Genomic DNA, 24831 nt, shown 5'->3' with positions numbered 1-24831 from the left:
TGCGGCTATACGGTAGAAGCCGGCGTTACAGGTTGTTCTATACTCAGGTTTAAACCACTCACGCTTGGCTAAATCGCCGACGGTGATTTCCCCTACATTTTGTCTCGAGACTGTCGTTCATGACGCGATAACCGCCACGCAATGAATACCAGTAAATTCATACATCGCAAAAGTTTCCTTACCGGCACTCTGATCGCTGCTGCGGTGGCACTGCTGTCGGCAGCTGCAGGGTTTTCCGATTGGGTCAACAATGAGCGTTTCTACCAGCAGCAACGCCTGCTTGCTCAAAATGAGCTCGCTACGGTTCGCGCGCGCCTGGAAGGCAACCTGAATACAGATTTCGAAGTATTACGAGGCCTGCAGGCCGTGGTGAGCCTGGAACCGGAAATGAGCCAGGCGCGTTTTGCGCAGCTTGCCCGTCAAGTCATCGAAGCGCACCCTCAATTGCGTAACATCGGTGCGGCGCCGGATATGGTGATCCGTTATGTGTACCCTCTCGCCGGCAACGAAGCGGCCTTGGGACTCGATTATAGAAATCACCCTGAGCAGCGAAAAGCGGCTGAATTGGCGCGTGACACTGGTGAGATGGTAGTGGCTGGCCCTATCCAACTGGAGCAGGGCGGGGTCGCCTTGATTGGGCGACTGCCGGTGTACACCCGCTCGGAAAGCGGGTTGTCGGATCAGTTTTGGGGCCTGTTATCGGCGGTGATCGACCTCGACGAATTCTACCTTGCCAGTCAATTGACGAAAGCGGAAACACTACTCCAGATTGCCATTAAAGGGCGTGACGGAGACTTGGTTGAAGGTCAGGTGTTCTACGGTGATGCCAGTGTATTTGAGCAAGAACCTGTATTGACACGGGTAGATTTCCCCAATGGTGGTTGGGAGGTTGCTGCGATCCCGCGCAAAGGTTGGCTTAGGGTCGCAGACGACGCCTGGGTTATTCGTTTCCTGGAAATCATTACCATTGGTTTGTTTGCAGCAGCTGGCGCTTTCGTTATACGCCTGTCACGTATACGCGAATTACAGCAGGCGAGGCTACGTAGTTTATTCGATATGTCGCCGATTGGAATTGCACTAAACGATCTCGCCACGGGGAACTTTCTTGAAATTAACGACGCCCTCCTTGAGCCAACAGGCTATGCCAGAGAAGAGCTGTCTCAGCTGAGTTTTGCAGGCATTACCGCGAGTCGCTTTCGCAAAGAGGAGCAGGCACAGAAAAAAATTCTTTTGCGGGAAGGCCGCTATGGCCCAGTCGAGAAAGAGTTTATTCGCAAGGACGGCAGCCACTACCCGGTCAGCTTCATGGCCGTGCTGGTGGACGATCACTCGGGGCGCCAATGTATCTGGTCGATTGTAGAGGACTTATCGCAGCGCCAAGCGGCGCAGCAGGCGCTGGACGAATCCCGCGAAAATCTGCACCGGTTTTTTGAATTATCCGGCAGTTTAATGTGTACCTTCACACACCTCGGTGAGTTTAAAGTTTTTAACAATGCGTTTTTGTGGTTGTTGGGATACAACAAAGAAGAAGTGCAGTCGTCGCCTTTTCTTAGCTTTGTGCACCCGGAGGATTATCGCGAAGTGGTGGCGGAACTGGAGCACTTGCTGAAAGTTAAAACCTCCACATCATTCGTTTGCCGGGTACGCTGTAAGGATGGCAGCTATGTGCACCTCAATTGGAATGTGAGTGTCGACCCCGCCTCGAGCAACGTATATGCGACGGCTGTCGACGTTACCAGCCATCGCGAACACGAGAGCCGACTCGCGCAGCAACAGGAAATGCTTCAGTCGATGAGCAAGCTCGCACGCATTGGCGCCTGGGAAATTAACCTGGCAGAGGCAGCCGTGTATTGGTCGGGAATGACTAAAGTTATTCACGAGGTCGACGAAGATTTCGAGCCGTTTCTCGATTCCGCGCTGCAGTTTTACAAACCAGGCAAAAGTCTTTCAACTATTGAACAGGCGATTCAATTGTGCACTGAGTCTGGCCAGGCATTCAGTGAGGAAGTGCAAATTACCACGGCGAAGGAGCACGACCTTTGGGTTCTTGTCACCGGCAAGGCAGAATTTCATGATGGACGCTGTGTGCGTATCTACGGATCGTACCAGGATATTAATGCGCGCAAGCTAATCGAACAAAATATCGAGCGCACCCAGCAGGAACTGCAGCAGCAGATGAGTATGTTGCAATTAATCGCCGAATCTCAGGCGAGTTTTATCGAGCAAAACGATATCGATAGCGCATTTCAGGAGTTTCTCGATAATATCCTTAAGCTTACGCGCACAGATTTTGGTTTTATTGCTGAAATCGATTACGACACAGGCAAGCGCCCCTACCTTCACCGCTGGTATTTTGCTGGTGCTCAAACCGCGTGCGATAACGATTTAAGCTCCTGCAAATTAAATGATTACGAGCAACACCTCCGCCAGGCACTATTTCGCTTGCAGCCTGTGGTTTTGGAAAATATTGATCAAACCTGGCATATGTGTACGTCACCCCAAACCGCTGTGCATATCAACAACTTTCTCGGCGTACCGATCACGCACAGTGGTAACGGGATTGCACTAGTGGGGCTTGCAAATCGAATCGGTGGGTTTAACGACGATATTATCGAGTGGCTCAAACCTTTAATGAATACCGTGGGTCAGTTCGTGCATGGAGCGCGAGGAATTCATGCTCGGCAGAAAGCTGAGAAGGCGTTGGTTGCCGCTAAAGAAGCTGCGGAACAGGCGGCCCATGCGAAAAGCGATTTTCTGGCGATGATGAGTCACGAAATTCGCACCCCGCTCAACGGGGTAATGGGCATGTTGAGCTTGTTGAATCGCACGCAATTAAGCGACGAGCAGCGGCGTAAACTCACCATCGCCAGCCACTCATCAAATACGTTGTTGAATATTATTAACGATATTCTCGATTTCTCTAAAGTGGATGCTGGAAAAATAGAACTCGAGTCTATTGAGTTTAATTTAATCGCGCAGCTGGAGGAGTTTTCTGAATCAATGGCGATGCGCGCGCAGGAAAAACATGTTGAGCTCATTTTGGATACGACCGACATTAACACCCCAATGGTATGTGGTGACCCAGGTCGTATTCGCCAGGTACTCGCGAACCTGGTAGGCAACGCGATTAAATTTACCGCTGAAGGCGAAGTGCTGGTGCGCTGTGCTTTAGTGCCACAGAAGGACGATTTAATATTTCAGGTATCGGTAGTGGATACCGGCATTGGAATTGAAAACGACAAGCTCGATGAACTGTTTAACCCTTTCACCCAGGTCGACGCATCGACTACGCGGGAGTATGGCGGTACCGGGCTTGGCTTGGCAATCTGCAAAAAATTGTGTGTATTGATGGGCGGCGACATTGCAGCGCACAGTGAACTCGGTAGCGGCAGTACGTTCGATTTTCACGTTCTGCTTCAGGCATGCGAACAACAGGTTGCTGTACCTGTTATGAATCTGGAAAATAAATCGGTACTGCTGATTGAAGACAATAAATCGGTTCGTGAGTTGGTATATCGGTGGTTGGACAGTTGGGGAGCGAACGTATTCGCGGCGGAAGATGGCGCACAGGGCCTGGCTCGGTGTCAGGATTTAAAAGCGTTGAATAATCTGCCCGATGTCGTATTGATCGATCAGTATTTGCCGGATCAAACCGGCTGCGACTTAGCTAAACAGATGCTCGGTATCGAAGGGTGCGCGGATTTACCCGTGCTGATACTCAGCCGCATCGCCGAGGGCGAATTGCAAAAGTTTTGCGATGCCGGTGCGCGAGGTTATGTCGCCAAACCGCTAACGCGGGCAGGCCTTGTGGAGTCTGTTAAAGTTCTCCTGGAGGGAGGATCGACCCTGCGCGGTTGGACGCAAATCAAAGAACACAGCCAGGCCGCGGGAGAAGGTGATGAGCTGGACTCCGGTCAGGTTAACGGGCGTGTCTTACTGGTTGAAGACAACCCGGTAAACCAGGATGTTGCCCGTATGATGCTTGATGATGTTGGAGTAGTGGTAACGACTGCAGGCAACGGGGTAGAAGCTCTGGACGCTTTGCAAAGCGCGCAACAATGGGATCTGTATTCGCTGGTATTAATGGATTGCCAAATGCCGGAAATGGACGGCTACGAAACTACAAGAAGTATTCGCGCCGGCAAAGCTGGCGAAATTTACAAAAAAATACCTATCATAGCGATGACGGCGAATGCGATGAAAGGCGATAAGGAACGGTGCTTTGCGGCCGGCATGGATGACTACATCAGCAAGCCCATTGACCCCCAAGTACTGGAAGATCGTTTGCGTAAATGGTTGCCCCGAGTACCTGAATCCAACGCCCAAAAGCCAGCCACAGACACGTTGCAACCCAAGGCTATTAACCCTGTGGTGGAAATGTTCGCAGCTAACTTGAATGTCAGTGGTAATTCCACAGATGCAAGCACTGGCAGCGAGGTAGCACCAGATCAACGCTGGGATTATGACGCGATGCTGGCGTCGCTCAAAAACCGTGATGACAGGGTAAGGCTTTTATTGCGCTCCTTTTGCGGTCGAATGCCGGAAACGCTGGAGGAATTTAAGCTTGCTCGCGACCATTTCGATTACGAAAAAATTGGCTTTATTGCACATTCCACTAAAGGAAGTGCTGCGCAATTGCGCGCCTATCAATTGCAGGACATTTCTGCGGAGCTTGAAAAGCAGGTAAAAGCAGGCGAGCATAGTGCTGTCCCTGCGCTCGCTGCGGCTATGGCCACAGAAACGTCGGCTTTGCTGATTGTTTTGAACGCTCATCTCGAAAGCTAACTTCACCATCGGTGACCGCTAGTCTGCTGGCGGGGCCGTTCATTTGGAATATCAACCATCTGCAAACCTGCCATTGTTGCGCTGTGCAACAATGTCCGCATTCATAGACGTTTAAAATAGCCGCTAGCCTAATTTGCCTGCCACCTTATTTGAGGATGTCCGATGTTTTGGTTTACCTATGCGTACTCGCGAAGCTTGTGTCTGTACCGGGCACTCCTGTTTCCGTTGTTGCTCTTCTGTGTTGATGCTCCGGCAGCAGAGCGTCTTTCGCAACCACCGACAAAATCGGTAAATCACGCTGGGTTAGCACCGTTCGTGCTTCCCTTCGACGATGATGGTGCGGGTATTACCGCTTTTAATAACGGGTCGCACCAGCGAGGGGAGAGGCTTGCTCCGCTCACTATCGATTCCGCCGGACATTTCTCCGTCGCCGGGAATAGGTTTAGGCTTTGGGGCGTAAATATAACAGGGGACTCCGCCTTCCCCTCACACAAGGATGCGGAAAAAGTTGCCGGACGTTTAGCAAAATTCGGCGTGAACATTGTTCGGTTTCATCATTTGGACAATAACTGGGGTGGTGCGGGCCTAATTGATTATCGACGGGGAGACTCCCGTCATTTGAGTAAGGAAAATCTCGATAAGCTCGATTATTTTATTGCCGCTTTAAAATCGCGTGGAATCTACAGCAATATAAACCTGCTTACCGCGCGCGAATTTTTACCTGCTGACGGATTGCCTGCATCGATTACTCAAATCGATTGGAAGGCGCGGCAAATGCTCGGCGCGATTTCTCCCTCGGTCCGCAATTTGGAAAAAGCCTACGCGAAACAAATTCTGCAACATGTAAATCCGTACACGCGCTTGGCGTATCGGGTAGATCCGGCCATCGCGTTTGTTGAAATAAACAATGAAAACAGCCTGTTTCAACAGTTTTTTGACGGCAATATAGACCGCTGGCCGGAAGCGTTTAGTCAGCCACTGGCGCAAGAGTGGAATGCTTGGCTGGCTCGCAAGTATAAAGATCACGCTGCACTCGAGCGTGCCTGGCAGGTGATTGATAAACCTCTGGGCAACAATCTGTTAAAAAATGCGGATTTTGTGGCGGGCTTACAGGGTTGGCATTTAGACCAGATCGACGGCGCAAAGGCGCAGGCCAATCCGCTCGCATCCGCTGGTTTGCGTATCCAAATAGATACCGTAGGGCCTGCGTTATGGAACATTCAACTTTCTCAAAACTTACCTGAACTCAAAGACGGTGAGATTTACACATTGTCGTTTGCCGCACGCTCGCAGTCGCACAGCAGAATTACACCTCTGCTGATGCAGAGTGTGGAACCCTGGCAGGTGGTCGAATCTTTCCCTTTGAAGCTCGATTCCGAATGGCAGGAATTCAGGTTTCAGTATGTGCATACTGGATCAGCGCAACCGTTGCGCTTAACGTTAGGTGAATTGGGTTCGGTAATAGGGGCAATAGATGTTAGGGATCTTCGCCTGCAGTCTGGCGGAACTGTCGGTGAACTTGCTAAGAACCAGACTCTCGAACGCCGTTCTATAGGATTAAACCGTAACGATGAATCCTATCTCGCGCAGCGGCGGGAAGACTGGTTTGCATTTTTGTACAGCCTTGAGCTGGCTTACTGGCAGGATATGCGCGGCTATTTGGCTGATGAACTCAAGGTTAAAAACAATATTTATGGGACTATCGCGAGCTTGAGTCCGCCTTCAATTCAGCGCGAATTTGGATTTATCGATAGTCATATCTATTGGGCGCACCCACATTTTCCCGCTGGAGCCTGGGATGCACAGCAGTGGAGTGTCGATATGTCGTCCATGGTTAACGCCTTCCCAAACAACACGTTAAGCGCTCTGGCGCGTCAGCGCGTGGCCGGGCTGCCTTTTGTAGTCTCTGAATATCAGCATGCTATGCCAAATCCCTATTCTGCAGAAGGCCCGCTGCTGGTAGCGGCCTATGCGGGTTTGCAGGATTGGGACGGCGTTTATCTGTTTTCGTACGATCAGGGGGAACTGGGTTGGCAACAGGAATTTATCGACGGATTCTTTAAAACTAATTTGAACCCAGCGGCAATGGTTAATTTTGCCGTCGGCGGTAATCTGTTTCGACGTGGAGATGTGCAGCCTGCGCAGGGCAAGCGCTGGTTAAATTTTTCGCGATCCGGCGAGCTCGCACGAATTACAAACGCCGGTGCATCTTGGAGTGTGAGTCCGGCGGACTTCCCTCCGGAATGGCGTGGCTACGCTTTTCACGAGCAAATGGGCTTGCAGTTGGGTATGTCAACGACGGAGTCTAAACCGCCTGTGCTTGATGTTAACAAAGTGACTGCCGAGACGGGCGAACTCAGTTGGGATACAACTATCCAAGCGCAGGGTAGGGTGACAATAAACACAGAAAAATCCGCTGGCGTAGTGGGCTTTGTTGCAGATCAACACTTCCAGCTCGGTGCGTTGGGGTTGACCTTGGGCGATCTACAGATGGGCTGGGCCAGCTGGATGGTCACTGCGCAAGAGGGTAGTTTGCAGGATCTTGCAGCAGGAGCTTCGCTGTTGGCAGTTGCGACCGCAAAAATTGAAAACAGTAAAATGCGCTGGAACGACGCTCATAATTCGCTCGGCCGCAATTGGGGTGAAGCGCCGACGAGGGTTGAAGTTGTGCCTTTTAGTCTCTCGTTGCCAATTGCTGCCAGGCGGGTTAGTGCCTGGTGTTTGGATGAGCGTGGTCAGCGAATGCGGTCGTTGAAGGTTGTGCAAACAGCGACAGGCAGTCGTATCGATGTGGATAGCAAAGCGCGAACATTATGGTACGAGATCGTCATAACCCCGAAAATATAAAGCGAGAGTGGTCGACATAACCTCGGTTTTTGTGCGTCGAAAGGCCTGCTGTAAGTCGACCAGAATTTTACCGATGTGCCAATTCTTCGGGGAAGGGCGCCAGGTAGTAAGAATCGGCAATGTACTCGTTCGGATGTTTGCGAAAGTGATGTTTGAGTAACGTGCGAGGAATGGTCAGCGGTGCTTTTCTGACGCGACAGTTCTCTATTGCCTGTACCATTTCCTGCTTGTCTTCGGCATCAATCTGGTCACCCAGGAAACCCTGAATGTGCTGAAGCACATTTATGTGATTTTTCAGTGTGGCAGGTTTGCGCAAACAAAACATCAGGCGAGCTATGTAGCCTTCCGCGTAGCTGTGTAGGTCGTTTTTAGGAATGGCGGCGATGTATCTCCCCAGTTCCCGATAGAGCTTCTGGTTGTGGGCCATCGCTATAAATTTGTGGCGGGCATGAAACTCTACCAGGGATTTTGCCGTGAGACCCTCGGCAACGAGTGCACGCCAGCGGTGATAAACATAGACGCGTTCGATAAAATTTTCGCGCAGGTCTTCGTCGTTTAGCCGCCCTTCTTCTTCCACAGGAATTAGCGGGTTGTTTTCCATAACTGTGCGAGCGAACAGGCCAACGCCTTGGCGTGTCGGCTGTGAGTTGCGGTAAGCTTTTACGCGTTCCATTCCACAGCTTGGGGAGTCTTTTTTGAAAATGTACCCGGAAAGGTCTGTCAGCCACACCTGCTGTGCATTGGCACAGTCGATAAGGTCCTGAGTGACATCGATACTCGGATCTTTTGTTCCGACGACTCGTATCGGGTGGTCTCGATCATCGTCTAACACCAACCGAATCGGTTCTCTGGGAATGCCGAGACCAATGGCCACTTCCGGACAAAATGAACGAAACTCAAAAAATTTTGCGAGCTCACGAGTAATATATTTTTGGTGTTTGTGACCACCATCGAAGCGAACCTGTTCGCCAAGCAAACAGGAGCTGATACCGATCCGTATTTTTTCGTCAGCCATGGCTGTGATTGCGTTTCACCAAAGGATTGAGAAAACGGGAGAACATGCCGGTAAATTCAATAGGCGCGTCCAATACCATTAAGCAAATACACTCAGAGTCTTTGGTGACCATGGGTTTGTGCTTATGGCGGCTATCGCGACTAACAAAATCCCCTTTACGGTACAACCCGGTTTCATCCGAAAACGCCCCTTCCAGCACAACAGTGAGCTCATCACCCGTATGGCGATGATGCGGCATTTTGCCGCCGGGTTTTACGCGGCTGAGCGCGATTTGCGAACCGTCTTTATCCTTGAGCAATGTTGTGATCTTTATGGACGGAGACACCTTTACCCAGGATAGTTCACTGTAACCGCCCTGCAAGAATTGACCGAGTGCTCTGGGTACACGGTATTTTTCTATTGCTGAGTCGATTGCGGACTTGCTCGCACTATTCACTTCAGGTGTGGCGTCGTCGTCCAGGTTGGCAAACACTGCCGCCTTAAGTGTATCGGTATTGGTCGCTGCTGGCGCGCGCAACTGGTCAAAAAGCTGGGCGCCCAGGAGTTCGAGCTGCATTGCCTGACGGCGGCAGCTTTCGCACTGTTCCAAGTGAGCGGCAATACACAGTGAATGGCTTGGTTTCAGGCTGCCCGATGCGTAATCGGCAAGCAATTCAGCAGATGGATGGTGTTTTATCATCGAATTTACCTCGTTACGCTGATAGCCATTTTGTGGAGCGCCAAGCGGATACGGGACTTGACCGTACCTAGGGGTAAGCCAAGGTCAGTGGCCACTTCTTTATGGGTTTTGCCTTCCATATAGACTTTCATAAGCGCGGTCTTTTGCTCCTCGGGTAGCTCTGCCAGGCTATCGCGAATCATGGTTTCGTTTCGTTTTTGCTGCGCGGCGAGAAATGGATCGTTGCCCTCGTCGACAAGATCACCCCACACATTCTCGGGGTCGATATCGGATTGGTGACGGCTGTTTTTGCGCAGGTAGTCAATCCGCGCGTTACGAGCCAGAGTGAAAATCCAGGTGCTGACCGACGCTACGTCGGGGTTGTAGGTGTGAGCTTTTTTCCAGACTTTGATCATCACTTCCTGAGCGACTTCGTCAGCCAGGATGTAAGCGCCGGGCTGGGCACTCAAGCTGAACGCTCGCAAGAGTGGTACGAAGTGGTCAAACAACCGTTCGAACGCCTTGCGGTCGCGCGTGTCTGCAACCGCTTTGATGTCGTTAAGGTGTTGTATTTGCTCGGGTTTCCGGTTTTCTACCGTCGCCATTTGCGGTGTCCTGAGATCGTTTATGCAACATGTAACATATCTTGCTGGAGTATACGCGCTGCGTCTCAAGTTGGATGAACTCAACTAGAAAAGAATTTTCCATCAGCCTATATCGCTGCTCTCACCCCGCTCACGACATGTTTTTGGCGACAAACGTCTAATTTATGGCTTTGTTGCAGAGCTTGAGTGATCTTGTGAACACCCCTGCGCGTAAGGTTATCAAACCGAATGTTAGGGGCGACACATGTCTGCAAAATCTACTGTTTTGATTGTCGAGACGTTCAAGGAGTTCTACCGGGACCTCAATGGCACCCGTTTGGACAGCCTGCCGAACGTCTATGACAGCAAAATATTGTTCAAGGACCCGGTGCACGAAGTGCGTGGCATAAATGCACTCCATTCGTATATGAGCGATATGTACAAAAACGTGACCCGTTGCCGCTTTGAATACCTGGACCAGGTAGTGAGCGACAATCGTGCTTATATCAAGTGGAATATGTACTTCAGCCACAAATCGTTAGGCGGTAAACAGATTAGTGTACGTGGAATTAGCCAGATCGAATTTGGTGATCGAATTTATTACCACGAAGACGTATATGACATGGGCGAGCTGTTATACGAGCATTTACCCATTATGGGGCGAGTAACCCGGTGGTTGAAGAATCGCATGGCCAAGGCGGTAAATTAGTATGGCTGTGTGTAACGAAACGATTTGGATTACCGGCGCAACATCCGGCATTGGACGCGCGCTGGCACTAAAGCTCGCGCGTCAGGGGAATCTGGTCATCGCTAGCGGGCGTTCAGTCGAAAAGCTTTCGGCGTTGAGGGTAGAGGAGCCCAGCATAGAGGTTTTACCGTTCGATGTAACTGCTGAAGACACCATCAAAACAACACAGCAACGTTTGCGTACACTCGCACCGGTGCTGGATCGCGCGATATTAAACGCCGGGGATTGCGAGTACCTGGATCTAAGCTCGGAGAACTGGGCTAGTCTTGAAAAGATGGTACAAGTGAATTTTCTCGGCATGGTAAATAGTGTGAGGGTGTGCCTGCCACTGTTGAGACACAGTGAACGGGGACATCTCATTGGTGTTGGGTCGCAAGCGATATTTGCACCCTTCCCGCGTGCCGAAGGGTACGGCGCATCGAAAGCCGCGGTAAGCTACTTTCTCTCATCTTTGCGCATGGATGTGTACAAAGAGGGTATTGATGTTACTGAAATTCTTCCGGGATTTGTGAAGACGCCGCTGACTGCGCGTAATGATTTTGCGATGCCATTTTTACAGCCTGTCGATCAGGCCGCAGACAGAATTGTGCGCGCGATAGAAAAACGCCCATTCCAGTATTACTTCCCTAAGCGGTTGTACCTAATGTTGCGCATCGCATCTTGGTTGCCGCGTTTGTGGCTTAAGTTGCAGGCGCGTAGCGCGCAAAAGAAAAACTAAAAAATTTACTCCGGGAGATCACAGGTTCGTGAAAATCGCCATTATAGGTTCAGGTATATCCGGCTTAACTTGTGCGTATCTTTTAAACGCAGAGCACGAGATACACGTTTTCGAAAAACAGGCGCGCATAGGCGGGCACACCGCCACTAAAACAATTGAACACAAGAACCAGACCTACCACATAGATACGGGGTTTATTGTCTACAATGACTGGACCTATCCCAACTTTATCAAGCTTATGAATGAGCTAGGTATTGCCAGCCAGCCGACAGAAATGAGTTTTAGTGTCAGCTGCCAAAAAACCGGCCTTGAATATAGCGGCACCAATCTAAATACCTTGTTCGCCCAGCGAAAAAATATTTTTAGCGGTAGTTTTTTGGGAATGCTGTTGGATATCTTGAGATTTAATAAAGAGGCGATAGCAGACCTTGAGGCAGACTCGTTGCCGACAGATATGTCGCTGGGTGACTATATACGTCTGCGCGGTTATGGAAAACTGTTTGCAAGTCACTATCTTGTTCCAATGGGAAGTGCGATTTGGTCGTCCACGTTACAGGAAATGCTCGACTTTCCACTGCTGTTTTTTGTGCGATTCTTCAAGAACCACGGTTTGCTAAGTGTGAAAAACCGGCCGCAATGGCGAGTGCTCAAAGGCGGTTCACACGCATACCTGGAACCACTGACTGTAAACTTCAAGCAGCGTATTCATACGTCCGCAACGATATCAAAAGTTAAACGCAATGAGGATTCGGTTGTTTTGCTGTTTAAGGACGGCAGTACTCAGGTTTTCGATCAGGTGGTGTTTGCATGCCACAGTGATGAAGCCCTTGCGTTGCTCGAAGACCCATCAACCCGCGAAGCCGAATTACTCGGCGCTATTCCTTACCGCAAAAATCAGGTTGTACTGCACACGGATGCGAGTATTTTGCCGCGTAAACGACTGGCGTGGAGCAGTTGGAATTATCAGCTGGGCCTAAATCCAGATACGCCTGCGACCTTGAGTTACGACATGAATATTCTCCAGGGTATTCAGTCTGAAGATACCTTCGTAGTGACGTTAAATTCAAAAGAGCGTATTGATGAGAAAAAAATATTGGGTGAGTACAGCTACGCTCACCCGGTATTTACGCTGGCGGGGATGTCTGCGCAAAAGCGTTGGGGTGAAATCAACGGTGTCAACCGCACCTGGTTTTGTGGTGCATACTGGAAAAACGGTTTTCATGAAGACGGTTGTGCGAGTGCTGTGCGTGTTGCTGAAGGTCTGGGAGTGGCGTGGCCATGAGTGCGAAACCATTGAAAAGTGGTATCTATCGGGGGTGGGTGCGCCACCGACGATTGACGCCTGTTGAGCACAAATTCCGCTATCAGGTTTTTATGATGTATTTGGATCTGTCCGAGTTGGATGACGTATTTGGGCAATCCGTGTTTTGGTCTACGAACCATGTTGCACCAGCACGTTTTTGCCGCAGTGACTATCTCGGTGACCCAGCGATACCTTTGGATAGCGCTGTGCGAAACTGTGTGCGAGAGAATTTGGCAATCGATATTGATGGCCCGATCCGGATGCTCACCAACGTGCGTTACTTTGGGTTCATTATTAACCCGCTGACCGTCTATTATTGTTTTGACGCACAGGAAAATTTGCAGGCCATGGTATTGGAAGTTACCAATACGCCGTGGAAAAAACGGCACCAATATGTGGTTCGCTGTGATCCTGAATGCGCCCATCAGCGTAATGTTTTTGGAAAGCAAATGCATGTTTCGCCATTTAATCCCGTAGACATGTGTTACCAGCTCGATAGCACGCTACCGGAAGCAACTGTGCTGGTACACCTGGAAAATCACCAGACAATGGAAAGATCCTCGCGGGTATTCGATGCGACGCTTTCTATGCAACGGCAGGAAATTAGCGGGTTTACATTAAATTCGATTTTATTGTTGTACCCAGTAATGACGCTGAAGGTCGCCTGGGGTATTTACTGGCAAGCGCTGAGGTTGTGGTTAAAGCGGGCGCCTGTATTTAAATATGGCGAAGTCAGTTCATCTAAATCGTAAGAAGGCAAAGGTGAGTCAAGTGGATTCCGTTGGTCTGAGCACCCAAAAATTATTTAGTCTACCCAAGAGCAACTGGATGGAGTTGCTTGCTAAAAAGTTTGTACTGCGTTTTCTTGGTACGTTGAAAAAAGGCCATTTGGTGCTCGAGGATGGAGATGAGCGCTATACATTTGGACAAGCACGCGGTGACAGCGATATAAATGCACATATTGAAGTGCTCGATAGCAGCGCATACGTCGATTTAATGTTGCATGGCTCCACTGGTTCAGGCGAAGCCTATATCCGGCGGGCCTGGACATCCCCAGATTTACTCAGTGTCATTCGATTTTTTGTAACGAACATCGACCAGTTGAACGATATGGATAACGACCGCCCGTGGTTATTGCGCGTGGCCATGCAGATGGGGCACAAGCTCAATGCAAATAGTCGTAAACGCGCAAAAGAAAATATTTCGGCACACTACGATTTGGGAAATGACTTTTTTAAGGTATTTCTCGATCCAACCATGATGTACTCGGCAGCGATATTTGCCACGCCGGATACAACCCTCGAGGATGCGGCGGTGGCCAAACTCGATGCGATTTGTAAAAAGCTGCAGTTGAAACCCGCAGATCACCTGCTTGAAATTGGCACTGGTTGGGGCGGCATGGCGATACATGCCGCAAGTCATTACGGCTGTCGGGTTACCACTACAACGATTTCGCGTGAACAATTCGAATTCACGCGAAGCAAAGTGAAGGCCCTCGGCTTGGACGATAAAATTACTGTGCTGCTCGAAGATTATCGGGATTTAAGCGGCCGTTATGACAAACTGGTTTCTATCGAAATGATTGAGGCAGTTGGTCACGAATACTATCGAGAATATTTTTCCAAATGTAACAGCTTGCTTAAAGTGAATGGTTTGATGTTGATACAGGCGATCACTATTCCTTGTCAGCGATTTGATATCGCCAAGGATTCGGTCGACTTCATCAAAAAATATATCTTCCCGGGGGGTTGCTTGCCCTCTGTCGCTGAGATCGCAAATAACTGCCGCCGTTATACCGACATGGTGCTGGTGCAAATGGATGAAATAGGCGAGCACTATGCGCGCACGCTGGCGGAGTGGCACACCCGTTTTGAGCGCAATCTGCACGATATTAAAGCGCAAGGCTTTGACGATAAATTCTGTCGCATGTGGGAATTTTATCTCAAGTACTGCGAGGGTGGCTTTCAGGAGCGAGTGATTGGTACCGGTCAGCTGTTGCTCGCAAAACCCGGCGCCCGCAATCTTTAGCCGCCATGGTACCGTTTTTTTTCTGAAACTTTTTATAAAGTCTCTTCTAAAGTAACTCTTACAATGCAGGCAGCGTGAAGCTGCCTGCTAAAACTTCCGCTTATTGATGTGTTGGTGTTATACCTATGGTTAAACGCATTCTGATCAATAGCATTTTATTCCAGGGTGTTTGGTGGGTTGCCGTTCAGGGCGACAATACCCTGGCGGTAGCCGCGTTGGCGGTGTATTTTCTTCTGCAGATATCCTTTTTGCCGCGCAACACGAAGTTTTGGGGCTTTTGCTTTTGTGGCGGTGTTGCTGGATGGTTGCTGGATTCTGTTTTGGCGCATAGCAATATCATCCACTATCAAACGGCAATATCCGTTTTCGGAGTACAGGATCTGCTTGCGCCTGTCTGGTTGTTGTGTATCTGGTTGGCATTTATGCCCCTGCTGTTGTTTGGCTTGCGATGGCTCATGCCACATTTGTGGTTGGCAGCCCTACTTGGCTTTACCCTCGCGCCGCTGAGCTATATCGGCGGAGCCAAGTTTGCCAATGCTTCGTTAAACCTTCCTTTATCTATTTATTACTTGGTTGAGGGGCTTGTTTGGGCGCTGGTCCTGCCTGCTTATCTCATCGTTGCTGCAAAGGTGGAACGAGCGATGAAGAGCAGTCGTCTAGTCGTAGGAGAAGAAACTAATGCGTAGGCGAGGCTGTGCTTTTTTTTATGGGATACGGAAAAGCGCGTTTGTATGCGCATTTATGATGTTTGCGTTCACTGAACCCGCGCATGCGGAAAAGGTCATTCATGGTACGGCGTTCGATTTAGAGTCGAATAAAGTTGCCTATATCGAGATTCACCGTTTCCCCTCGGACACACGACACAAGGTTATTTACGCGGAGCCCTCCGGGGATGTGTTTGCGCGCAAGGAGCTCGACTATAGCAGCGGTAAGAGCACGCCGGGATTCACTCAAACCAATATGCGGCTTGACGAAGTTATTGAAGTTTCGCATCTGTCGGACGGCGCAATATCTGTACGTTACGCGATAGAGGGTAAATCGGCAAAAGAGAAAACCCTAAAAAATGCGGACGAACTGGTTATCGACGCGGGCTTCAACAATTACGTGCTCGAGCATTGGGACAAATTGCTTGAAGGCAGTTCGCTTGAGTTCGATTATTTATTACCTACCCGTCAACAGCGGTTTCGTTTAAAAGCAGAGCGGGACGACTGTAAGGACGAGGCGGCTACTTGTTTTACTATACGGCCTGCCAATGGTTTTTTTGCATTGTTGATGAAGCCGCTTAAGTTGAAATATGTGGATGGCTTATTGGCGCAATTCAGCGGGCGCTCAAATATCGCGCAAGAAAGCGGGGAATATCATCAGGTAAGGATTGAATATGTGCCTCTGGAAATAGCAATGGAGTGTGCCGACTCAGAGGCCTGTGTGCTAACCCATGCACGGGACAGTGTTAGCTTTCAAGATGGTGGCGGGAAATCTACCGTTCTAGCTAGATACTAGAGGCAGATTCTGAGCGCGGGGCTATTACTAACAGTTTAGTAATAGCCCCATCACAGTTAACAATGTGTTGTGATTTTTTTACCCGTTTTCTACCGCGCTATTTAGTAGTTAGCTGATCCCGCTGGGTAAATGACATCAGTAGTTAGATGCCGTTGTTTTTGTAGGCATAGCGCGTTTGTTGTTGGGATTAAACAGCCAGACTTCCACTCGTTCGTTCTTCGCACTGGTGTTGCCATTGTCGTTGGCGACCAGTACATCGGAACCGAATCCCATAATTGGCGCGGTTGTTAAACCGTTGCGAAACAACTCAATCTTTACTTTGGATGCACGCAGTTTAGATAGTACATCCGCCCGATTGTCGCTGTCTTCAGGGTTGCTGAAGCCAACCAGTTGTACATGAAGTGGTTCGCCGGGGAGGCTTTTAACATAGTCTACCAAGCGCGATATATCGTGCAGCGCTTTGTTATCCAGATTGGCTTTTCCCGGTTGAAAGCGAAAGTTGACCGACAACCGCTCTGCGTAATCTTTTAGCGCCTGATACTCGTTGGGGCCGTTTAAGTCAGGTATTTTCATACTGACTGGATTTTGAGAAACGAAGCCGATTTTCTCAACGACGGCCTGGCCTGCGCTACCCTGCGCAAATTTCAAAAACTCCAGAATGTTCGGGTCAGTTACCTTTTCGGGTGTGTACATAAACAGGCGGCGTGACAGCGGATAGTCTTCAGTGGCGACGTGAATTTTCTCCGGCAGCAGAGCTAGGGTTCGCGCTTCGCTCACCGCAACGGGCTTGGCTGAACGCACCGAGGCCAGCCCAACAAAACCGATACCCGACGGGTCGGCGGCAACGCTGTCCGAAAGATTGTCGTTCGATTCGTAGCGCCCTGCGCTTGCAACCAGCTTATGTGTCTTTTTAAGCACCAGACTTTTGAAGGTGTCGTAGGTTCCCGATTTATCATCGCGCGCATATACTGTTATAGGTCTGTTTGCGCCGCCCACATCAATCCAGTTACGGATCTCACCGGCGAAAATCTGCTGTATTTGCGACACCGTCAAGCTGTCTATTCGGTTGGCAGGGTGAACAATGACTGCAAGTCCATCAATAGCTACAACATGCTCGGCGGAAAAATCGAGCATGTCGCCATTGTCGGCCGCAAGAGATTCGACCTCGGACGATTTAATAGCGCGTGATGCCATAGCGATATCCGCGGTTTTCGCCAGCAAGCCTGCAAAGCCTGTAGTAGAGCCGTGAGCGTGAATATCGATGTACACCGGGTTGAGGCCGTTGCGGCCGAGTATGCGGTACTCGTTGTCTTTTTCAGACGGCTCTATGGAAACACCTGTAGCGCCCTTAGCGGTCATCCACTGTTCAGCCCAGGTGGGCGCCAGATGGGCACCAATGGTGTTGGAGCCCTCCATAGTAAACAGCAGACCTTTAGTTGCGGGCGCAAATGGCTCGGGTTCGAGGCTGCGGGCAATGGGCGATAAAACGAGAAAGAAAGCAAAACAGAGTAAACAGGTTCTGGACAGCATCTTAGTAAGGGAGTCTCGACAATAGGTAAATCGGATAGTCTGTTCGCGGCTTTTATACCGGAATGGCATAGGAAACCACGTGGCTGTGTCAAAATTGTTACGCTAAGGTGTGCAGATACTGGAAAATCTTTGTCTACTCTACCAACGAAAAATTAACACTTTGTTGCGATCTTGTAGTCTTTGACGAAAAATTGCCGTCGACAAGAAAGCGATATTCCGCCTAGAAGCATACTTATGCGGCAAAATGTGAGCAACGCCGCCGCCTGATTTCTGAGACGCGTCAACGGTTTTTGATCGCCTGTCACGCAGCTGCAATAAAACCTTCATAAAACAATCGTACGAACGTAAAGATCCGCATTTACCGTAACGGGCTGCGGATTCGATCCTGTCTTGGCGGCCACTGCCAAATTATTTGAACAAAAAACGCACAAAATCGTGTCGATGGCCGACCATAACTCATCACATTACTTACACGGGACAACCTTTGTTTGTTAGTCACGCGGCTGTCATATATCTGTAACAGATGGCGGACAGAATGCCGAGGGAAATCAAGGTGACAACAGTGCGCTGGACTAGCCGCGTTCCAATCCTGAATTTGTAATGGGGCGATTCCATTGGGGTCGCCCTTAATTAATTAGCCTATATGCTGGCCCGAGCGGCCCACTCAACTTTACTTGGGGTGTAATAGATGAAATCCACTAACTGGTCACCGACTGTGGCCGTTCTTGTTGCCTGCGGTGTAAGTCAGGCATTCGCCGATTCTGCCACTGCCGATGCCACAACAGATTCAGCCGCCCCAATGGTTGAAGAGATGATGGTTCTGGCCAGCTACACGCCGATGGAGAACGCGACGGATATTGAGCGTCAGAACTCCGAAATTATTGATGCTGTGGATGCTGATCAGTTGGCGAAGTTTGGTGATTCCAATGTCGCCAGTGCGGTTAAACGCGTTGCCGGCGTTTCCGTACAGGACGGTAAGTACGCTGTTGTACGTGGCTTGGACGGACGTTATATCTCCAGCACGTTAAATGGCACTTTAATGCCAACCACCGATCCATTGCGACGCGATGTGCAGATGGATTTGTTCCCCGCAAATATTCTCGGTGGAATTGAAATTCAAAAGAGTTATTCCGCGGCAATGCCCGGTAGTACAACCGGTGGCTCGGTCGGCATGAAAACCAAGGGTTTGCCAGATGAAATGGTCTTCAAGCTATCCGGCTCTTTGGGTTATAACCTGGATGTCACGGGCAACGACATAGTGACCTACGAAGGTAGCGGTTCTGACTGGTTAACCTACGACGATGGTTTGCGCGATGTGCCAGCGGAAGTGGAAAATACTTTTCAGGGTACCGACGGTTCTGTAAATATTGAAACCTGCGATTTTGATGATCCCGCCTGTATCATCACCTATGCGGAAAGCGCGCGTTTAGCTCAGCAATTCCCCGTTATTTATAACGTTGATCGTGAATCCGCCAGTCCCGATTGGGGGGTGGGCTTGAGCCAAGGCAATCGCTTTGATCAAAGCTTTGGTAGCCTCGGTTACTATCTGGCGCTTGGGTTGAGTAACAGCACAAGTGCACGTCAGGATGCGACGAAAGATGATCCTGATGTTGTGAGCAGTTATGAGCGAAGCACAAAAACTTCGAAGCTCAACGGCTATCTCGTATTTGGTTTAGAAGATAATGCGGACGGCGAGTGGTTAAGTAAGACTATCTGGTTGCGTCAAGCGGAAGATACCACCAAATTGGAATCTGGCTACGCGACTTATGAAGACACTGTTTTTGATCAAGCGGTATTGCGTTGGAGTGAGCGCGAGTTTTTCTCTGAGCAGTTGTCTGGCAAGCATTATTTTTTCTCCAGCCACGAACTTGAATGGCAAGCCGGCATTTCGAATACCGGGATGTACGAGCCAGATCGTCGAACCTGGCGTATTCTGGGAGGCAACTTTGCTCCTTCAGCTACAGAGCGACGCTTTTCAGATCTAAATGAAGATGGTGTGGATATCGGGGTGAGCTACTTGATGCCCGTAGACTTTTCCACGTCCGTTTCTACCTCATTTAAATTGGGTTACCTGTATAGCTCGAAAGACCGAGACTGGGTCCAGTCGCGCTACAGTTTTGTTCCTGGCCGCAATGGCGCGCCTGCAGATCGAGCCACAGATGTAGAAACCCAGCTGTCAGCCGAAAATCTCGAAAATCAACGATACCGTTTGGTTAAGCGCACCGACAACCAGGACACTTTCCAGGCCGACTCTGAAATTAACGCGGTGTACTTCAATACGGAAACCTTGATTGCTTCTAACATCACCTTGGTTGCAGGTTTGCGACAGGAAACATTTGAGCAAAATATTTTCTACCCTAACGGGAGCAATAAATCTGGTGCGACCGAACCTTCCGTGGATGAGTCGAACTTACTTCCAGCAATTTCTTTGAATTACGCAGTTGATGACAATTGGCAAGTTCGCGTGTCAGCAAGTCAAACTGTTTCCTACCCGGGTATTATCGAAAAGTCTGATGCATCACTTTTCGATCCCGATACTGATGAATTGATTATTGGTAATGCGAACCTCGAAGTATCTGAAATTGATAATTTCGATTTGCGTGGTGAGTATTATTTTGAAGATGGCGGCAGCGTGTCTCTGGCGCTTTTTTCTAAACAAATCGCTAAGCCCGTAGAAAAAGCTGTTACCGATGGCTCTGGTACTTCGGCCGATGGTTACACTTTCCGGAATGCGGTGTCGGCTGATTTACTCGGTGTGGAACTGGACTTCAATAAAGTTTTGCTGGAGACAAGCTCCATTGCGTTGGACCTGGGTGGTAACGTCAGTGTCATTGAGTCGGAAGTTGAATTGGATGAGGATAGTATTCGACTCGAAGGTGAGGGCGCGAATGGTCGCGACTTGCAAGGCCAGTCTCCCCTGTTGGCTAACATACATTTCGGTATTGAGCACCACGCGACGCAACAGCAGCTCAATATTTTGCTGAATTACTTTGACGACAAAATCCACCGTGTCGTGCGTGGGGCCAATTCAAACATCATTGAAAAAGGGCGTATGTCCCTTGATATGAATTATCGCTTGACCTTCTCGAACGAATCAGAGTTCAAAATAAAATTGGAAAATATTCTGGATGAAAAAACCGAATACCAATTTGAGGACTCGGGTAAGGCGATTGAAAGCTATTCAAATGGTGCAGAAATCTCTATGAGCTACTCGTACACCTTTTAAGTGTTCAAATTTCACAAATTAGATCATTTGTGTAATTTATTTTTAATATTTGATTGGTAAAACACACACTAATTCGAAAACCGTCCCTTTTTCAGAAGAGGAAGAGGGACATCGAATCGTGAGGGATATTGAAAACCTGTTTTTCGGGTAATCAAATCACAAAATTTACAAGCGGAAACTCAACATTATGAAAACATTGAAATTAGCTCTACCGCTGATGGCTGCCAGCTTTTTGCTGACCGCTTGCGGCGGCGACGACAATGACAAAAAGACTCCTGAACCTACGGCAGTGCCTTCAACTACGCCAACTCCTACTTTGAGTTGTAGTGACGGTCTGCCACCGTTTGTTAGCTGCGTCGACGGTTCCGGTAGTGAGCCAGATGTGTACACCATTAGTGGTGACATCACTGAAGACTTCACTGTTGACATGAGTTCCGATAAAGAGTGGCGCATGAGCGGCACTGTGCGTGTTGGCAACGGCAACACCACTGAAGTAACAACTGATGCGGAAGTTGCTGCACTACAAGCTGCTGGCGTAACTCTGACTATCGAACCAGGCGTGCATATTCATGCGCTCGGCACAGCGAAGTTGATTGTAACTCGCGGCTCGAAAATCATGGCTGACGGTGAGCGCGATATGCCAATCACCTTTAGCTCGCTCGACGAAGGTTATGACGGTACTGGCGAATGGGCCGGTGTTGTCGTTCAAGGCTTCGCTCCACAATACGGCGGTGGTGACACGGGTGCGTGTTACGGCACGGGCACTACATGTAATATTGAAGGTGAAGGCGGTACAGATATCGGTTACTACGGTGGCGACATCGAAGACGATAACAGCGGTGTTATTCGCTATGTACGTATTGCAGAAGCGGGCCAGGTTGCCGGTTTAAATAACGAAGTTAATGGCTTGACTCTGCAAGGCGTTGGTTACGGTACAACTGTTGAGTATGTTCAAATTCACGGTAATTTGGATGATGGTATCGAGTGGTTCGGTGGTACTGTAAACTTGAAGTACGCTGTTTTGACCAACAATGACGACGACGATATTGATTTCGACGAAGGTTATGTTGGTAACATTCAGCACGTGTTAATTGTTAAGGATCAGTCTACTAACGCGGTAACTGGCGATAACGATCCTCGTGGTATTGAAGCCAACTCCAATGGTGCGGAAAAGTATGTACCGCAAACTAATGCTGTGCTGGCTAACTTTACCATCATCGGCAGCGGCATTAACAACCAGCCAGGCAACATGCAGCCCGGAATGCGTTTGCGTGGTGCGGTCAACGTAGAAGTACACAACTCCGTCGTAGAAGGCTTTGACGCTGGTTGTGTTGAAATTAACGATGAAGCCAACGTTAACTCCAACGTTGTATTCAGTAATGTTATTGGTCACTGTGCAAACGGTTTCTATAAAGTAGATCGCCCAGCTGACGAGTCTGACAACGTATTGGCTCAAGTGGCTACTTTTGATGATGCGTATGCTGTTGTTGAAGCTCAGGCTGACCTTGGCTCCATGTCCGCTATCACAGCGGTTGGTAATTCAAACTTCACCTTCGATAGCACAGATTATATTGGCGCAGTCGCTCCTGGTACCGCTCCCGCTGAAGCTTGGTGGGCTGGTTGGACTATCCCTGGCTCTTTGAGCGAAGTAGGTGTGCCTGCTGAGGCAGACTTCGTTTCTTGTGCTGATAACGTGTGTACATTGTCTGGCGTAATTGACGAAGATTACACCCTGATTGCTGGTATTGACTGGCGTTTGAGTGGCACTGTTCGAGTGGGTCGTGGTAATACCACTCAGCTTCTGCTTCCATCAGATGTTGAAGAGCTTAAAGCCAGCGGCGTAACTCTGACTATCGATCCAGGTGTTAGCGTTAAAGCTCTGGGTTCGGGCAAGCTACTCGTAACCCGCGGCAACAAAATTATGGCCAACGGTACCAAATACGCGCCGATCACTTTCAGCTCTCTTGATGCAGATTACGACGGCGAAGGTGAGTGGGGTGGCGTTGTTATTCAAGGTCTGGCTCCACAGTATGGCCAGGGCGACACTGGCCCATGTTATGGTACAGGCACCACCTGTAACGTAACTGGTGAAGGCGGTTCCGAAATCGGTGTTTACGGTGGTAACGATCCTGCCGACGATAGCGGTGTGTTCCGTTATGTTCGTATCGCTGAAGCTGGTCAGGTTGCAGGTTTGAATAACGAAGTTAATGGTCTTACTCTGCAAGGCGTAGGTTACGGCACCGAAATTGAGTACGTACAGATTCACGGTAACCTGGACGATGGTATCGAATGGTTCGGTGGTACGGTCAACGTTAAGTACGCTGTGTTAACTAACAACGACGACGATGATCTGGATTTCGATGAAGGCTACATGGGTAATATTCAGCACGTTCTGATTATTAAAAACCAGACTGCAACCGCGTTGGCCGGTAGCAACGATCCTCGTGGTGTCGAAGCTAACTCCAGCGATGCTGACTATGTTCCACAAACTAGCGCTGTACTCGCTAACATCACCGTTATTGGTAGCGACATTGTTAATCTGGACGGTAACAAGCAACCAGGCATGCGCCTGCGTGGTTCAGTCACTGTTGATATCTACAACAGTGCTGTAACTGGCTTCGACGACGGGTGTATCCGTATCGACCAGAGCAAAGTGAGTGATACCTTAACAGTTGATACTCCAGCGACTTTGGTAAACATTCTCACCGAATGCGAAAATGGCGCATACAAAAGTGGCACTCCAACGGCTGCATCTTCGAACGTGGTTGAGCTTGCGACAATGACATTCGACGACGCTTTTGCTATCACCGAAGCACAAGCTAAACTGGCTGCCGCACCAACTATCACTGCGATGGATAACGGTTCAGGCTTTGAGTTTGACCAGACTGACTATGTCGGCGCGGTAGCTCCAGGTACTGCTGCTGCAGACGCATGGTGGGCAGGTTGGACTATTGATTGGGCAAATAACTAAGCCTCTGAGTAGTCAACGAAGTTCCCGGGGGTAGCTGCGCAGCTACCCCCGGAGCCGGAACACCGCAAAAAAGCCAGCCTCGTTCGAGGCTGGCTTTTTTTATTTACGGGTAGCTAGTGCCTGTGTCGTCACTGCCTTCGGTGTTGTATATGCACACTTTGGGAGGGAGCTAAGTAGATCGGTCGAGTGGACATGGAGCAATAAAGTTTTATACTGAATTTAGCATTTCAAACCGCTGTCTGAGTGATTCAGCGACCTATTGTTTTTGAGCATGCGCTAACTAAAACCATCTTCTGAAATTTCGATTCGTCGATTGTTAAAATATTTTTTTGCGGTCGATGTCGTTGGTTTCTGATTGTTGAGCTTCGGACCGACTTTCATCTATATTGTGAGACGTTTTTGTTATTGAGCGTTTTCTCGTGAATTAAATTACGTAGCTTCTCGGTATCGTGTCTGTGCTTTAATTTCAAAGCGAGAATATATAAAAGATTATCAGACGAAAGGATTAGCGTTTGGCTTGGCAATGTTGGCGTCAGGCTATATTTCAGCTGGCACTCTTAGCGATGTCTATGTGAATGAAGTGACTGTGGCCGCCGATTTAGCATTTGTTGAATCAACGAAGTGGGAGGCCGTGAAGAATAGTTGCGATGATCAGACTCGCTTATACGTTAGTTACACCGCCGCCAACTCGACGCCTATCCTGGATATTTTGATCCGAGCAAAATTCGAGACTCGCCGAATAGATTCTATCTACTACACATGGGACAAAAACACTGAACGCTGCTATATTCGTCAAGTTATATTGAAGTAAAACTTGGGTTCTGAAAACTGGATAGTGGTGCTAGTTAGCGGTGACTGAGCGACAAGGTCACCGCATTTAGAGCTTCGCGAATTTTATTATTTTCAGAGCTAGCGAAT

At 49.3% G+C, this 24831-nt stretch carries 15 protein-coding genes; 11 read left to right on the top strand and 4 right to left on the bottom strand.

What is annotated here, in order from left to right:
- Positions 1–141: 141 nt before the first annotated feature.
- Positions 142–4785 (top strand): response regulator, encoded by a 4644-nt coding sequence (locus TERTU_RS15405; RefSeq protein ID WP_015819457.1) that lies wholly within the window; start codon positions 142–144, stop codon positions 4783–4785.
- A gap of 162 nt (positions 4786–4947) precedes the next feature.
- Positions 4948–7632 (top strand): carbohydrate binding domain-containing protein, encoded by a 2685-nt coding sequence (locus tag TERTU_RS15400; protein WP_015819391.1) that lies wholly within the window; start codon positions 4948–4950, stop codon positions 7630–7632.
- 67 nt (positions 7633–7699) lie between these two features.
- Here the strand turns inward: TERTU_RS15400 and TERTU_RS15395 are convergent, their stop codons facing one another.
- From TERTU_RS15395 to TERTU_RS15385, 3 genes are read right to left on the bottom strand one after another with little or no spacing between them, the layout of a single operon-like run.
- The gene (locus TERTU_RS15395) at positions 7700–8647 is read right to left on the bottom strand and encodes a YbgA family protein (protein ID WP_015819246.1); all 948 of its coding nucleotides are present in this window, start codon (positions 8645–8647) and stop codon (positions 7700–7702) included.
- Positions 8640–9326 carry a ChrR family anti-sigma-E factor gene (locus tag TERTU_RS15390; protein WP_015818426.1) on the bottom strand — a complete coding sequence of 229 codons (687 nt, stop codon included), beginning with the start codon at positions 9324–9326 and terminating at the stop codon, positions 8640–8642. Before TERTU_RS15390 ends, TERTU_RS15395 begins: the two co-directional genes overlap by 8 nt.
- 5 nt (positions 9327–9331) lie before the next feature.
- Positions 9332–9910 carry a sigma-70 family RNA polymerase sigma factor gene (locus TERTU_RS15385; protein WP_015817872.1) on the bottom strand — a complete coding sequence of 193 codons (579 nt, stop codon included), beginning with the start codon at positions 9908–9910 and terminating at the stop codon, positions 9332–9334.
- Between the two features lie 244 nt (positions 9911–10154).
- Between TERTU_RS15385 and TERTU_RS15380 the strand changes: the two genes are divergently transcribed.
- The 7 genes from TERTU_RS15380 (at position 10155) to TERTU_RS15350 (ending at position 16186) form a co-directional block, all read left to right on the top strand.
- Positions 10155–10598: a nuclear transport factor 2 family protein gene (locus tag TERTU_RS15380; RefSeq protein ID WP_015817010.1), complete on the top strand. Its 444-nt coding sequence runs from the start codon at positions 10155–10157 to the stop codon at positions 10596–10598.
- A 1-nt stretch (position 10599) separates the two neighbouring features.
- The gene (locus TERTU_RS15375; protein WP_015816951.1) at positions 10600–11355 is read left to right on the top strand and encodes an SDR family NAD(P)-dependent oxidoreductase; all 756 of its coding nucleotides are present in this window, start codon (positions 10600–10602) and stop codon (positions 11353–11355) included.
- A gap of 28 nt (positions 11356–11383) precedes the next feature.
- Entirely contained in the window at positions 11384–12637 is a 1254-nt protein-coding gene (locus TERTU_RS15370) for an NAD(P)/FAD-dependent oxidoreductase (RefSeq protein ID WP_015820297.1), read from the top strand.
- The gene (locus TERTU_RS15365; RefSeq protein ID WP_015817649.1) at positions 12634–13410 is read left to right on the top strand and encodes a DUF1365 domain-containing protein; all 777 of its coding nucleotides are present in this window, start codon (positions 12634–12636) and stop codon (positions 13408–13410) included. Before TERTU_RS15370 ends, TERTU_RS15365 begins: the two co-directional genes overlap by 4 nt.
- 10 nt (positions 13411–13420) lie before the next feature.
- Positions 13421–14686 (top strand): SAM-dependent methyltransferase, encoded by a 1266-nt coding sequence (locus TERTU_RS15360; protein ID WP_019602089.1) that lies wholly within the window; start codon positions 13421–13423, stop codon positions 14684–14686.
- Between the two features lie 125 nt (positions 14687–14811).
- On the top strand, positions 14812–15372 hold the full coding sequence (locus TERTU_RS15355; protein ID WP_015820525.1) for a DUF2878 domain-containing protein: 561 nt from the start codon (positions 14812–14814) through the stop codon (positions 15370–15372).
- Between the two features lie 55 nt (positions 15373–15427).
- On the top strand, positions 15428–16186 hold the full coding sequence (locus tag TERTU_RS15350) for a hypothetical protein (RefSeq protein ID WP_015820784.1): 759 nt from the start codon (positions 15428–15430) through the stop codon (positions 16184–16186).
- 135 nt (positions 16187–16321) lie between these two features.
- Here the strand turns inward: TERTU_RS15350 and TERTU_RS15345 are convergent, their stop codons facing one another.
- The gene (locus TERTU_RS15345; RefSeq protein ID WP_015819295.1) at positions 16322–17716 is read right to left on the bottom strand and encodes a substrate-binding domain-containing protein; all 1395 of its coding nucleotides are present in this window, start codon (positions 17714–17716) and stop codon (positions 16322–16324) included.
- Between the two features lie 688 nt (positions 17717–18404).
- Between TERTU_RS15345 and TERTU_RS15340 the strand changes: the two genes are divergently transcribed.
- Both TERTU_RS15340 and TERTU_RS15335 read left to right on the top strand, forming a co-directional pair.
- Positions 18405–20942 (top strand): TonB-dependent receptor domain-containing protein, encoded by a 2538-nt coding sequence (locus tag TERTU_RS15340; protein WP_015820186.1) that lies wholly within the window; start codon positions 18405–18407, stop codon positions 20940–20942.
- Positions 20943–21129: 187 nt separating this feature from the next.
- Entirely contained in the window at positions 21130–23913 is a 2784-nt protein-coding gene (locus TERTU_RS15335; protein WP_015820790.1) for a hypothetical protein, read from the top strand.
- Positions 23914–24831: the final 918 nt, after the last annotated feature.

Origin of the sequence: Teredinibacter turnerae T7901 (genome assembly GCF_000023025.1) — a bacterium.
In the GTDB taxonomy this organism is placed as follows: Bacteria; Pseudomonadota; Gammaproteobacteria; order Pseudomonadales; family Cellvibrionaceae; genus Teredinibacter; species Teredinibacter turnerae_B.
Note: the sequence above shows the minus strand (reverse complement) of the source record. Positions and strands in the feature narration are given on the sequence as shown.